At 39.1% G+C, this 14,091-nt stretch carries 14 protein-coding genes; all 14 read right to left on the minus strand.

The features are described from left to right. Positions 1–57: 57 nt before the first annotated feature. Positions 58–942: a translation elongation factor Ts gene (gene tsf / locus CR194_RS07945; protein ID WP_110609147.1), complete on the minus strand. Its 885-nt coding sequence runs from the start codon at positions 940–942 to the stop codon at positions 58–60. 137 nt (positions 943–1,079) lie between these two features. Then, positions 1,080–1,778 (minus strand): 30S ribosomal protein S2, encoded by a 699-nt coding sequence (rpsB, locus tag CR194_RS07950; RefSeq protein WP_110609148.1) that lies wholly within the window; start codon positions 1,776–1,778, stop codon positions 1,080–1,082. 158 nt (positions 1,779–1,936) lie between these two features. Next, positions 1,937–2,473, minus strand: coding sequence for a DUF6115 domain-containing protein (locus CR194_RS07955; protein WP_110609149.1), 537 nt, complete (start codon positions 2,471–2,473; stop codon positions 1,937–1,939). Positions 2,474–2,635: 162 nt separating this feature from the next. Next, positions 2,636–4,018: a DUF342 domain-containing protein gene (locus CR194_RS07960; RefSeq protein ID WP_158282205.1), complete on the minus strand. Its 1,383-nt coding sequence runs from the start codon at positions 4,016–4,018 to the stop codon at positions 2,636–2,638. Positions 4,019–4,097: 79 nt separating this feature from the next. Beyond that, a complete protein-coding gene (locus CR194_RS07965) occupies positions 4,098–4,880 on the minus strand; it encodes a FliA/WhiG family RNA polymerase sigma factor (RefSeq protein WP_110609151.1) in 783 nt (260 codons plus the stop codon). 10 nt (positions 4,881–4,890) lie between these two features. After that, positions 4,891–5,232, minus strand: a complete 342-nt coding sequence (locus CR194_RS07970) for a hypothetical protein (RefSeq protein ID WP_110609152.1) — start codon at positions 5,230–5,232, stop codon at positions 4,891–4,893. Next, complete coding sequence (locus CR194_RS07975) at positions 5,232–5,720, minus strand: chemotaxis protein CheD (RefSeq protein ID WP_110609153.1); 489 nt, start codon at positions 5,718–5,720, stop codon at positions 5,232–5,234. The genes CR194_RS07970 and CR194_RS07975 overlap by 1 nt, the downstream gene beginning before the upstream one ends. Next, positions 5,713–6,354, minus strand: a complete 642-nt coding sequence (locus tag CR194_RS07980) for a chemotaxis protein CheC (RefSeq protein WP_110609154.1) — start codon at positions 6,352–6,354, stop codon at positions 5,713–5,715. Before CR194_RS07980 ends, CR194_RS07975 begins: the two co-directional genes overlap by 8 nt. Next, positions 6,354–6,830 carry a chemotaxis protein CheW gene (locus CR194_RS07985; RefSeq protein WP_110609155.1) on the minus strand — a complete coding sequence of 159 codons (477 nt, stop codon included), beginning with the start codon at positions 6,828–6,830 and terminating at the stop codon, positions 6,354–6,356. Before CR194_RS07985 ends, CR194_RS07980 begins: the two co-directional genes overlap by 1 nt. 54 nt (positions 6,831–6,884) lie before the next feature. Continuing rightward, a complete protein-coding gene (locus CR194_RS07990) occupies positions 6,885–8,918 on the minus strand; it encodes a chemotaxis protein CheA (RefSeq protein WP_110609156.1) in 2,034 nt (677 codons plus the stop codon). A gap of 15 nt (positions 8,919–8,933) precedes the next feature. After that, positions 8,934–10,022, minus strand: coding sequence for a protein-glutamate methylesterase/protein-glutamine glutaminase (locus tag CR194_RS07995; RefSeq protein WP_110609157.1), 1,089 nt, complete (start codon positions 10,020–10,022; stop codon positions 8,934–8,936). Positions 10,023–10,037: 15 nt separating this feature from the next. Continuing rightward, complete coding sequence (locus CR194_RS08000) at positions 10,038–10,922, minus strand: MinD/ParA family protein (protein WP_110609158.1); 885 nt, start codon at positions 10,920–10,922, stop codon at positions 10,038–10,040. Positions 10,923–10,929: 7 nt separating this feature from the next. Then, positions 10,930–12,042: a flagellar biosynthesis protein FlhF gene (gene flhF, locus CR194_RS08005; RefSeq protein ID WP_110609159.1), complete on the minus strand. Its 1,113-nt coding sequence runs from the start codon at positions 12,040–12,042 to the stop codon at positions 10,930–10,932. Further along, entirely contained in the window at positions 12,042–14,087 is a 2,046-nt protein-coding gene (gene flhA, locus CR194_RS08010; protein ID WP_110609160.1) for a flagellar biosynthesis protein FlhA, read from the minus strand. The genes flhF and flhA overlap by 1 nt, the downstream gene beginning before the upstream one ends. Between the last annotated feature and the right edge of the window lie 4 nt (positions 14,088–14,091).

The following is a 14,091-nucleotide window of genomic DNA, read 5'->3' on the forward strand; positions in this document are numbered from 1 at the left end:
TTTATTTGCTAATTTTTTTTGGAAAAAGGGACACAATGTGCCCCTCCCCAAAAACAATTATTTATTTACTTGTGACATAACTTCTTCAGCAAAGTTATCTTCACGCTTTTCCATACCTTCTCCAACTTCATAACGGTAGAAAGTTTTGATTTCAGCACCTTTAGAAGCTACGAACTTGCCAACTTTTTGATCGCTGTCTTTTACAAATGCTTGCTCATTCAAGCAAGTTTCTTCAAAGAATTTACCAAGACGACCTTCAACCATTTTGTCAACGATGTTTTCCGGCTTACCTTCGTTCATCGCTTGTTGCTTAAGTACTTCACGCTCGCGGTTCACTTCATCTTCAGAAACCTCTTCACGGCGAACATACTTAGGGTTAAGGGCTGCTACATGCATAGCAACGTCTTTAGCCGCTTGCTCGTCTTTAGTCCCTTCAAGAACTGTCAATACGCCGATACGTCCACCCATGTGGATGTATGCACCAAACGCTTCGTTTTCTCCGCCTTCAACGACTGCGAAACGACGAAGGGAAATTTTCTCTCCGATTTTAGCAATTTGATTCGTAATGAAATCTTGAAGAGTATCCCCTGTTTCACCAAATGGTTGTGCAAGAGCTTCTTCAACAGAAGCAGGATTGTTAGTTAAGATATGCTTTGCAACTTGGTCTACCATGTTGATGAAGTTTTCATTTTTAGAAACAAAGTCTGTTTCAGAGTTGATTTCAATGATTGCTGCGCGGTTACCTTCAGTAACGATATGAGCAAGACCTTCTGCAGCTACGCGATCCGCTTTCTTAGCTGCTTTAGCGATTCCTTTTTCACGTAGGAAGTCAATCGCTTTATCCATATCTCCATCTGTTGCGGAAAGGGCCTTTTTGCAGTCCATCATCCCTGCTCCCGTTTTTTCACGAAGTTCTTTTACCATTTGTGCTGTAATTGCCATAACAAATTCCTCCTTGATTGAAATCAATTTATATTTGTATTCTTTATTCTTAAGTAAATCATAGTGCTTAGATCGATTCCCTTTTAAAAAAAGAGTGATAAAGGGTCAAGCCCTCTATCACCCTTGTGGACGAACAATTAAGCAGTTGTCTCTTCACCCTGATTAGCTTCAATGATTGCATCTGCCATTTTAGCTGTAAGTAAGCGAACGGCACGGATAGCGTCATCGTTACCTGGAATGACATAGTCAATCTCGTCAGGGTCACAGTTCGTGTCTACGATCCCAACAATTGGGATATTTAATTTATGAGCTTCTGCCACTGCGATACGCTCTTTACGAGGATCGATAATGAATAAAGCATCTGGTAAACGGTCCATATCTTTAATACCGCCTAGGAATTTCTCAAGACGATCCATTTCCTTGTTAAGAAGTACAACTTCTTTCTTAGGAAGAACGTCGAACGTTCCGTCTTCTTTCATTGTTTCAAGTTGAACTAAACGAGCGATACGCTTACGGATCGTATCAAAGTTCGTTAACGTTCCACCTAACCAACGTTGATTAATGAAGTACATGCCACAACGTTCAGCTTCTTCTTTCACTGAATCTTGTGCTTGCTTTTTCGTACCAACGAAAAGCATTGTACCTCCTTGTCCTGCTAAGTCGCGAACAAAGTTAAATGCTTCGTCCACTTTCTTAACCGTCTTTTGCAAGTCAATAATGTAAATACCGTTTCTTTCTGTGAAAATGTAGCGATCCATCTTAGGGTTCCAACGACGAGTTTGATGTCCGAAATGTACCCCAGCTTCTAATAGTTGTTTCATGGAAATCACTGCCATATTCACTCACCTCCTCTGGTTTTTTAAATCCTCCGCTTATTTCACCTTTTACGCAAGACTCATTTGTGAGCACCCTTGGTAAAATCCATAAGCGTGTGTAGTAACACCGAGAAATAATATACCATATCCTTCCCTCGATAACAAGGCATGTTCAGAAATTATTTGTAAAATTTAAGAAGAAGCTCGACTTCTCCTGCACCCATTTGCATTTTTTTAGCGATTTCTCTGTGGGAGAACCCTTGTTCACTTAATGAAAGAACTCTCGCCGTATTGGAGGAATCAAAAGAAACCTCCTCCTTTTCTTCAGAAGGAGCTGGTGGTTCATAACGATTATACTCTTCAGTAATATCAGCTTCCATTTCCTTCTCAGTACTTGTCGTCGCTTCGTTTTTAAGTGCTGATTTACGTGATGAATGAGACGCTTTCTTTATTTCATTTTCGTCTTGAACAATTGGATCTGATAACTCCGACTTTCCTTTCAATACATCTTTTGAGGGCATCCTTGAAACTCTGCGAACGAGTCTTTCATTGTTTTCTTTCATTTCCGTTGTATAGGAAACTAGTAGGTCTTCCATTTCTTTGATCGTCTTTTCCTGATCTAACGGTTTATGGCTTTCGATCCTCTGATAAAGAACGATCATCACAAAAAAACTCACTAAGTGCAATACCAAACTGATTATTACTAAATATACCATGCTGTTCTCGTACTCCTTTTACCATGAAGCATTAAAGCGAATGATTTAATAATGGTGCTTTGACTGTCCGCTCTTTTCTTACTTATCTATTGGAATTAGGTTGTGATCCCTACTAATTCCTTAAAGAACCTTATCTATTTCTATGATAACATCTATGAGCATTTATAATGATTCAAACTTGATTTCACTCCGCTCCATTCGGAAAACAACGTGTTCATGAGGGGAAGTTATTTTTCTTCTGTATTTCCCGAAATGCAAATCAGCATTTGGATAAACCATTTTATAAACACGAATGGTTGCCTCTTCTTGGTTTTCAAACAGATCATGCAAATCTATCAATTGGTCTTTCGCCCGATTTAGAAGATTATGCGTTTCCACTAAAGAATTGCGTATACGAAGTTTCATCACTTTTTCTTTCGGTGTTAAGGAGCTGTTTTTTTCTTTATCCACTAATCTTTTCAATAGTAATCCAAGCTTCTGTAAATCAGCTTGAGCTTCATTTAATTCTTTTTTATACTTTTTTTCTGAAGCTACAAAGTGTTGACTAATACCTAAAAAGAGCGTTGTAGGAGTGTTCATCTGATTTCCTACTTCGTTTACTTCCATCCCTTTTCCAGACGAGACCATGCCACCTACAATATTCCCTCTGCCTTGTTTACAGATGACACAACCTTTCGCATCCACCTCGCTGTGAAGGATCGATTTTGAAACGTTTACATTTCCGCCAGCGACAATATTCGCTTGATTCAAAAAGCCTGCTTGAACGTCTCCTTTTGCTTCTATTCGACCGTTCCCTTGAGCGACAACTCCTTGTTGGATAAAGATGGACCCATCTGAATACAACTTTGCTGACTCAACAGTGCCATGAACACGGATATCACCTTTTGCTTTTATCTCAAATCCAGATGGCACACTCCCACGAATGTTTACATTTCCTATAAAGTCTACATTTCCAACTTTTAAATCAAGATCTCCATTGACTTCGTAAACAGGAAAGACATGGATCACTTTCGGCTCAATAGAAACTTGACCATCAACCGTAGCAATAATCTCTGTTTCATCACTAGCTATTCGCGTGTTCTTCCCTGCCCTTAATTTGAGATCTCTTCCTGGTTTAGCTGGAATTTCCTCACCGTAAACGGTCATCCCACTCTGCTCTTTTGTCGCACTTATCTTTTTACCTACAATGGTACCGGCCGAGACAGAAGGAATTTCAAGAACTTTTCTTAAATTCACATCTTCTTGATCATTTTTATCTCCATCGTCCAACTTCGTCGTAACTTGATCAAAAATAGACAAAATATAGGCATCTTTTCCCGGTACCGAGCTTTTTCCTTTAGCGACGACCACCGGCAATTCTACTTTTTCAGCTATGATACGTTGTACCGTTTCTTCGAGCAATCCATATGTAATTCCACACTCTTCTAAAAAAAGTTTCAATTGATTCACGTCTAAATCTTCCGGAAATGATTGGTGCTGTTTCAATTTCGCTTGTAAGCGATCCTCTGATACATCTAATTCAAATATGTCATGTAACTCTCCCAATGACAGATCCCCCTTGAGAAAAAACCTTGAATTTATCTATTAAGAACACGATGAATGGCGTTGCTTTTCCATCAGTGAATTATTTGAATATGGATCCATCGATGTGCTTTAATTTTTGCTGCAGCTTAAATAACGTCTTAGAATGAATTTGTGAAATTCTTGAGGTAGACAAATTCAAGGCTTCGCCAATTTCCGTGAGTGTGAACTCTTCAAAGTAAAATAAGCTGATTACTAATTGTTCATTTTTGTTGAGTGTTTTCAGAACGGCCGCTAACTCTTCATACTGAGCCTTTTTATCAATAGTTTGATCAGGCGTCGGGGTTTTATAGTCCATGATCGTGGAGGCATAAGTGTCATTTTTTTGACTATCTTTTGTTGGTTCATCAAGCGACAGTAAGTTTGACATAAAGCTTTCGTTCATTGTGTGAACCACATCGTCTTCCTTTAAACCTAATTCATTAGCCACTTCTTTAGGAGTGACAAAACGACCATGTCGTTGTTCTAATGATTCAATCGCTTGTTCTATTTTCTTAGACTTGTCGCGAATAGATCTTGGAAGCCAGTCTTCTTGCCTTAAACCATCAATGATCGCTCCTCGTATTCGAAAAGAGGCATACGTATCGAATTTTAAATCTCTAGTATGATCAAATTTCTCCAAAGCATCATAAAGCCCGACTAAAGCATGGCTTCTTAAATCGTCTTGCTGAACACTTCGAGGTAAATTCACACTAATTCTTTGAACATGGTAATCTACCAAATGTAAATAGGCTTCTACTAACCTGTCTCCTGCAGACGTTTTACGTTCGGAAATCCAGCTGTCCCATTCTTTTTGAAGTGATGGTGATTCGTTTGTTTTAGGCATAGGAATCCCCCTATTCGCTCATTAAGTCTTTGACATGTTCGCTCGTCTTTTTTATTTCTTGTTCATCCATGTTCTTCTTCACGGGTACTTCGTTACGACCCGATCCCACTTTTTCTTTAGAGGGACTCGCTTTACTCACCTGTTCCTGAGGATCTTGGGATGTCTTTAAATCTATAGTAATCCACTTCCACAAGTGACTAAAAATGAATCCTAAAATCACCGCTATGATTAGAGCGATGCCTCCCCTGTATATGGAGGTTAAAAGTTCATTATTCAAGCTAGACCCTGTAAAGACGATGATAAATCCTATTAGTGAGAAAATGATAATAAACGATAGTGTCCTGTTTCTCATTATACTTGAACCACACCTTTATTTACGGTACGAATTTCCAGTAGGCTTGTTGCCGGATTGAACTCAATGGTTCTTCCGCTGCTTCCACCAACATCTTCATATACAAGCGGAATATTTAATTCATTGAGAATTTTCTTTACAGCTTTGACGTTTCTTGGCCCAATTCTCATAGCCTCAGAATTCAGAGAAAACTTAAACATTTGAGCGCCACCGGCTATTTTAGCTTTCAGACGATATTTAGAAGTTCCTGCTTTAATAAGCAAGTGAATTAGGTCATGGATGGCCGTATCCGCATACTTCGCTCGATTCATTTGGCCTGATCTGGCAAAGGAGGAATCTGGGAGCATAATATGCGCCATTCCCGAAATCTTAGCTCGATCATCATAGAGGATGATTCCCACACAGGATCCTAAACCTGATGTTCGTATTGTATGAGGGGGACTGGCTAAACTTATATCCGCCATACCAACTTTGATTAAGTTATTCATCCACACAAACCTCTAATGCCAGGAACATTTTGTCTAATGAGTCCGGATCTGGGAGAAGAAAGAAATGTCCCTTTGATTGAGTTGAATTATCTTTGTCCTTCTCATTAATCTCAGTATCAATGACAATAGCGTAATCCCCTGCTTGAGAAAGTTCAACAAGCCCTGCTGATATCAACGCCATCGACATATCCACCGCTGAAGCAGGTGGCGTTGGCTGTAAGTTTAGTTTCGTGAAATCTGAAAGAGCTGATAAATAGGAGCCTGCCAAGATATTCCCTAATTCATTGAGTGCTGAAGCCCCCATCTCGTTCATAGGCTCTTCGTTTAAATCCAACTGCGGATCTCCGATCAATTGCCGGATTAACTCGTTCGCTTCATGCAACGGCAACATAAAAAACATATTCCCTGGCGCATCGCCTTCAATCCGGAGAAAAACAGCTGCTACGACCGTTTCTTCTCCGCCAACTGAATCGCTAATTTCATGAAAAGGGACAACCTTAACTGCAGGGACCTTCATATCAATCGTTTTACTAAGCATTTGAGATAGAGCCGTTGCAGCGTTTCCTGCACCAATATTTCCTACCTCTTTTAAAATATCTAAATGCTGTGGTTGAATAGAAGATAAATCCCTCATTAAACTTTTCCTTCGATCTCTTTTATCTCTTCCATTTCATCTGGATTCAATACTTTGTCTAAATTCAACAAAATCAGTAATCTCTTTTCTAGCTTTGCGACTCCTCGAATATATGCAGCTTCTAGCCCGCCAACCACTTTTGGTGGAGGCTCTATAGCATTTTTAGGAATATCAAGAACGTCATTTGCCGCGTCTACCACAAGCCCCACGTCCATTTGACCTACGGTGACAATAATGACTCTTGTTGTCTCCGAATGGTCCAACCCTTGTATAGCAAATCTTTTACGAAGGTCAATAATTGGAGTGACAACTCCCCGAAGGTTAATTACCCCTTCTACAAAATCCGGAGTACTAGGGACACGCGTAATATGCTGAACCCGTTCAATAGAACGCACTTGCGCTACTTCCACTCCGTAATCTTCATCCTTCAATTGAAATACTATGACTTTAACGTCTTCTATAACTGTTTCATTCATGTTGACACCCTCCTTTTAATTGTGGTGCTATTTCTTTCATAATTGTTTGTATAGTTATTTAATTAAAGAATTACAATCTACTATCAGTGCCACTTGTCCATTACCTAAAATCGTTGCCCCAGAAATGGCAAACACATTAGTTAAGTAATTCCCCAGTGATTTCAAGACAATTTCTTGCTGTCCTATGAAAGAGTTCACCACAAGCGCGGCCATTTTCTCTCCTTTTCTAACGATGACAATGGAATAATAATCATTTTCTTCTTTTGACACAGGGACATCAAAGAAGTCAGTGAGATTAATAAGTGGAACGACACTGCCTCTGAAATCAATGACTTTTTGATTATGGGCAGCCATAATATCTTCTTTCTTGATAATAGCTGTTTCAATAATGGAAGATAAAGGAACGGCATAAATTTCTTCTTGGACTTCCACTAACATGACAGAAATAATCGATAAGGTTAACGGTAATTGAATAGAGAAAGTTGTTCCCACATTTGGAGAGGAATGAACGGAAACGTTTCCTCCTAATGATTCAATTTTATTCTTGACGACATCTAAACCTACTCCTCGACCTGAAATATCTGAAATTTCATCCGCGGTGCTTAATCCACTTGAAAAGAGTAGTTCATATACTTGTTTATCACTAAGAGTTGCTCCGTTCTCACTTGAAACCACACCACTATTGATCGCCTTTTGCAATACTTTGTCTCGGTTAATTCCCGCTCCATCATCCGACACTTCAATAAAGACATGATTGCCACTATGATAAGCTTTCAACGTGATCGTGCTTTCTTCTCGTTTCCCAGCTTGCTTCCGTTTCTCCGGTGTTTCTACGCCATGATCGATGGAATTTCTTAGTAAATGAACAAGAGGATCGCCGATCTCATCGATCACCGTTCGGTCTAACTCTGTCTCTGCACCGATAATTTCTAAATGAACGATTTTATTTAAGTCTTTAGCCAATGCTCGAACCATTCGTGGGAAACGATTAAAAACTTGTTCAATTGGAACCATTCGCATATTTAAAATAATGCTTTGTAGATCACCTGAAATACGGGACATATGTTCAACTGTTTCCGTTAACTCGCTGCTTTTTAAATCTCTTGAAATCTGTTCCAGTCTCCCTCGATCAATGACTAGTTCTTCAAAGAGATTCATCAAGCTGTCTAGTCGTTCAATATTGACGCGAATGGTTTTGTTTGGAGATGACGATGGTTTTTCTTCTTTTTCAGTTCCGTTCTCTTTATTATTCCTTTGAGTCTGCTTTTCAGAAAGTAGCACTTTTTCTTCATTCGCTGATTCTTGGAGAGAAGTGCCTTGCTCTTTTGTCATCTCTTCAACATCGATTCTTTGAACCTCTACTGTATCAATCTCTGAAACTTTCATGATTCTAGCCTGAACATCATTCTCTGCTTCTTTTGTAACGATCGTTACAGAGAACGCTAAATCGAAATTTTCTTCCTCTAATTGATCCACTGTAGGCGTTGATTTAATCACTTCACCTATTTGTTCTAACACTTCAAAAACCATGAAAACTCGTGCTGCTTTTAATATGACGTCTGCTCTTAATGAAATATTAATGGAGTATGCATGAAATCCTTGCTCCGTTGATTGGCTTAATACAGTCAATTCAAAGTCATCATAGGAGTTTTGATTTCCATGAGTCTTTTGATCTGCTTCTTTTGTGGCAGCTATTTCTTCTGAGAAGTCTCCTTTTTCAATTTTCTCTAGTTTAGCAACGACTTCAGTCACATCTCTTTTTCCTTCACCGCCGTTGGCTATATCTTGAACCATCGCTTCTAAATGATCCACCGATTCAAAAACGACATCAAGTAAGTCACTAGTGGCCTTTAATTTGTCGTTTCTTATGGCATCTAAAACATTCTCCATTTGATGAGTTAAACTGGCTAGATCTTCGTAGCCCATGGTTGCTGACATTCCCTTTAACGTATGGGCCGAACGAAACACTTCATCAATGATGGAATAATCCCCAGGTTGATTCTCCAACTTAAGTAAATGGTCGTTCATCGCTTGCAGATGTTCGGTACTTTCATCTATAAACATATCCAAGTATTGATTTTTATCCAAAATGATCCCTCCAAATTAGCAATATTTTATTATGGTAGTAGCTACATCATTCAGATCAACAACTTCATCGACAAGATTCGTATCAATGGCTGCTTTTGGCATACCATATACGACTGAACTTGACTCTGCTTCTGCAAGAGCAATCGTTCTTTTAGCCTTCTTCAATCGAACGAGGCCTTTTTTTCCATCAGATCCCATTCCAGTCAATACGACAGCAATAACGCTTTGAACTGGCATTGAACTGATGGATGTGAACATCACATCGACGGATGGACGATGACCGTTGACAAGAGAATTTTGATCTAAATGAACCGCGACTGAAGTCCCGATAGTTCTTACCTTTAAATGGTATCCTCCCGGAGCGATATAGGCAACACCTTTTTTTAAAACTTCTCCATTTTCTGCTTCTTTGACGGTTATTTCTGAAAGTGTATTTAATCGTTCACTTAGTGATTTGGTGAAGCCTTTAGGCATATGCTGAACAATTAATATTGGATGAGGAAAATCCCTAGGAAGATGAGGCAATACACTTTGCAACGCTTTCGGTCCTCTCGTTGATGTGCCAATTAGAACCACTTTTGAGAAGTTCTTGACCTGTTCCTTTGAAGGCTCCTTAGACTTTTGGATACTAGTTGAATGACTCTCTTGATGGAGGTTCACTTGATTTTTTCGCACTTTTGGTAGGGGCTCTTTTTTTAGTTTCATTAATGAGACTTTAGAAGCGTAAAGAACTTTTTCAATGATTTCTTGTTCCACTTTATGTATATCTAAAGAGATAGACCCAGACGGTTTAGAAATAAAATCGAATGCGCCATACTCCATAGCTTTAATCGTCGTTTCAGCTCCTGCTTTCGTTACGCTAGACACCATAATCACGGGGGTAGGACGTATCGCCATAATTTCTTTCAAGGCATCAATTCCTGACATAATCGGCATTTCTACATCCATTGTGACCACATCGGGTTTTAGTTTCAGCACTTTTTCTACTGCGTCTTTACCGTTCCTTGCCTTGTCTACCACGTGAATGTTATCGTGATTTGCTAACATCTCAGACAGCATTTTTCTCATAAAAGCAGAGTCATCCACTACAAGAACATTGATCATCTTTTCACCTGCTTTCTATGACTTTCTCATTAGTTTCTTTAACTTTGCCACAAATGAAGGGACCAATTTCTCTTTGGTTTGATCGAAAGGGTTATCGTTTAAATACTGTTGGATCGCTTTTTCAATAGCTATGGAAGGTTTTGATCTAGGTGCAAACAACATAAACGGTTTTTGAGAGCGGACCGACTTCCACACAATTTCATCATCTGGTAAGGTTGTTAAGTAACTGAGGTCTTTATTTAAAAATTGTTTCGTGACGTTGATCACATTTCGCGAAGTGTTATCGCTGTCTTTTTTAGAATGAGCTCGATTTATGATGATTGAGATAGGTAACTTTGCATCTTGAATATCGATGTACTTGATCATTCCATAAGCATCTGTGATCGAAGTAGGTTCAGGAGTGGTCACAAGAAAAATTTCGTGGGCTGATAAAATAAAATGTGTGCTGCTACTCGTCACCCCTGCCCCCATATCTAAAAAGATATAGTCAAATTCCTCTTGTAAAGATTCCATTTGATTAAAAAAGAACTCTGCCTTTTCTCTATCCATTTCAAATATTGAGGATAACCCGCTCCCGCCAGCAACATAAGAAAGACCTAATGGACCTTTTTCAATAACTGACCATATAGACATTTCACGTTCAATCATATCGACAATAGAATAAGCAGACGATTGACCTAAAAGAATATCGATATTGGCCATACCAATATCTAAATCTATAATTAATACTTTCTTCTGTTTCTTTTGTAAACCCAATGAAAAGTTGACGACAAAATTGGATTTACCTACTCCGCCCTTACCACTCACTACCGCAATGACCTTGCCGTTTCTTCCTTCGTTGGTTGAAGAGAGTTTCGTACCGATCATCTTATGTCGTAGAGCATCTGCTTGATCATGCACAGGACCTTCATCTCCTCACTAATCGCTCAATTACTTTTTCAGTGGTAGCTTCTTCAATATCATCAGGCACGTTTTGTCCTGTAGCTAAATAGCTTGCACCAATACCAAAATCGACCATCACATTTAACATGGCGCCAACCGAGTCAGTTTCGTCCAATTTAGTGAAAATGAATTTGTTGATATGGATTAATTTGAATTGTTCAATGATTTTACTCATATCACGGTATTTAGAAGTCATCGCTAGGACTAGATGTGTTTCCATTTCTTCATTGAAATCGATCACTTGATTTAATTGTTCCACATATAATGGGTTGCGAAAATTCCGACCAGCAGAATCAATTAATACAAAGTCATAATCACTAAAACGTGATAGGGCTTCTTTGAAATCTTTCATGGAATAGGCCACTTCCATTGGAACATCAAGAATTTTGGCGTATGTTTTTAATTGTTCGATCGCTGCAATTCGAAACGTATCTGTTGTAATAAACGCTACTTTCTTTTGATCATGCAACACGGCTTTAGCTGCGATCTTTGCTAACGTGGTCGTTTTACCGACGCCTGTAGGTCCAACAACGTTCAAATATTTCTTCGAATAATTAAAACTGCCAAAATCTTTATCGACAAGTAACTCAGTTAACTGTTCGATCATCCACTTCTCAATTTCTTCGTCACTTTTACTGTCACCATCTTCTTGATACCACCGTTTTAACAATTGTTTCATCACTTGCATTCGATAAGAATCAGACACCTCTTGGTCGACTAAACGACGATTGATTGGATCTAACGATGATGGATAATCTTCTTTTGTCCCCGGAGCCCCTTGATGCAATTCCTTAATCATATTTTTTAATTCATTTATTTCATTAGTAAGTTTCACTGTATCCTGTTTAGGCTTCATCGCCTGTTTCTGTTTATTAACGATTGGTCGCTTTGATGTAAGTGGCCGATTTTCTGGATCTATTGCGGCAATCACTTCCATGTTTTTTTTAGTAAAAAAACCTAGAAAACCACCTGTTTCAACTCTTTTAGAATTCAAGATGACCGCATCTTGACCTAACTCAGCACGAATCTTTGTCATTGCTTCACTCATGTCTTTAGCTAAATATTTTTTTATTTTCATTAAACGTTCACCACCCCAACACTTTGAACTTCAATATGCGGTTCCAGCTCGTTATAAGAGAGCACAGGAACTTGAGGAATATACCTTTCAATTAGGTGTCGAATGTACATACGAACAGCTGGAGAACAAAGGAAAACCGGCATTTGTCCCGTTTCTTGCATTTTCTCAACTTCTGCCATCATCGACTCAAGAATCGCTTGAGTTGTATTAGGGTCTAAATTGAGAAATGCTCCATGATCCGTTTGCTGTATGCCATCCGCCACAGCTTTCTCCACCTTGCCACTAACAGTAATAACAAATAGAGGTTCCCCATCTCCCGCATATTGCTTGGAGATCTGTCGTGAAAGAGCTTGCCTTACATATTCAGTTATCAAATCAGTATCCTTCGTCATTTGGCCGTAATCTGCTAATGTTTCAAAAATGACCGGTAAATTTCGAATCGAAACTTTTTCTTTTAACAAGTTACTAAGTACTTTCTGAATATCTCCTGTAGAAAGAGGGTTAGGTGTCACATCTTCAACCAATGTAGGATACGTTTCATTCAAGTGATCCACTAATTGTTTCGTCTCTTGACGACCAATTAATTCATGAGCATGTCGTTTAATCACTTCTGTTAAATGAGTCGATACAACTGAAGGCGGATCCACAACTGTGTAACCTGAAAGCTCCGCCTGTTCTTTTAATTCCTCTGATATCCATAGAGCAGGCAAGCCAAAAGCAGGTTCGATCGTTTCTATCCCTGTAATGCTCTCATCTTCTACCCCAGGGCTCATCGCCATGAAATGATCGAGGAGCAATTCTCCTTTTGTCACTTCGTTCCCTTTTATTTTTATCGAGTATTCATTCGGTTGCAATTGAATATTATCTCGAATCCGTATAACAGGCACAACCATTCCCATTTCAATGGCCAATTGACGGCGGATCATCACAACTCTGTCTAGAAGATCTCCACCTTGATTAGCATCGGCCAGTGGAATTAACCCATAACCGAATTCAAATTCTATCGGATCTACTTGCAGAAGGTTTACAACACTCTCAGGGGACTTCATATCGTCTTCCTCCCCACTTGATGCTTGTTCATCCTCCACATCTTCCATCTCGAGGAGTTTTTTCTCATTTCGACTGAGCAAGAATCCACCTAATCCAAGGGCAAAAGCCACTGAAGTCGTCACCATCGTCTCAATCGGTGTAAATATTCCTAGCGCTGCAATCGTTCCACCTGCTACGTAGAGCATTTTAGGATAGGCAAGTAATTGTTGCGTAATATCATGACCTAAATTTCCTTCTGAAGCCGCCCTCGTCACTACAATACCTGTAGCTGTTGAAATGAGTAAGGCGGGTATCTGACTGACTAGACCGTCCCCAACAGTTAAAAGAGTGTATTTGTCAGCCGCTTCTGCCACTGGCAACCCTTCTTGAAGCATCCCAATAACTAAACCAAAAATGATATTAATAATAACAATAACGATCCCGGCAATGGCATCCCCTTTAACAAATTTACTGGCACCATCCATGGATCCGTAAAAATCAGCTTCTTGTTCAATTTTCTTTCTTCGTTCTTTAGCTTCAATATCAGAGATCATTCCTGCGTTCAAGTCTGCATCTATACTCATCTGTTTCCCGGGCATAGCATCCAATGTAAAACGTGCCCCAACTTCAGAAACTCTCTCAGCACCTTTCGTAATAACAACAAACTGAATGACTACTAAGATAACAAATACAACAAAACCTACCAATGCATTCCCACCAACAACAAACTGACCAAATGTTTCAATTACATTCCCAGCGTCTCCTTGGTTACCAAGAATGGCTCGAGTAGTCGATACGTTCAAACCTAATCGAAATAACGTGACAAGTAATAGTAACGTTGGGAAAATAGAGAATTGGAGTGGTTCTCTCGTATTCATTGAAACTAAAATAATTAACAGCGCAAATGAAATATTAATGATGATTAAAAAGTCAATGATCCCTGTTGGTAAGGGAATGATGAGCATAATCACAATTAAAATGACTGTTAATAATATGCTGAAATCCTTCAATGGCATTTGC

It is taken from the genome of Salipaludibacillus keqinensis (assembly GCF_003226325.1).
Classification (GTDB): Bacteria; Bacillota; Bacilli; order Bacillales; family Salisediminibacteriaceae; genus Salipaludibacillus; species Salipaludibacillus keqinensis.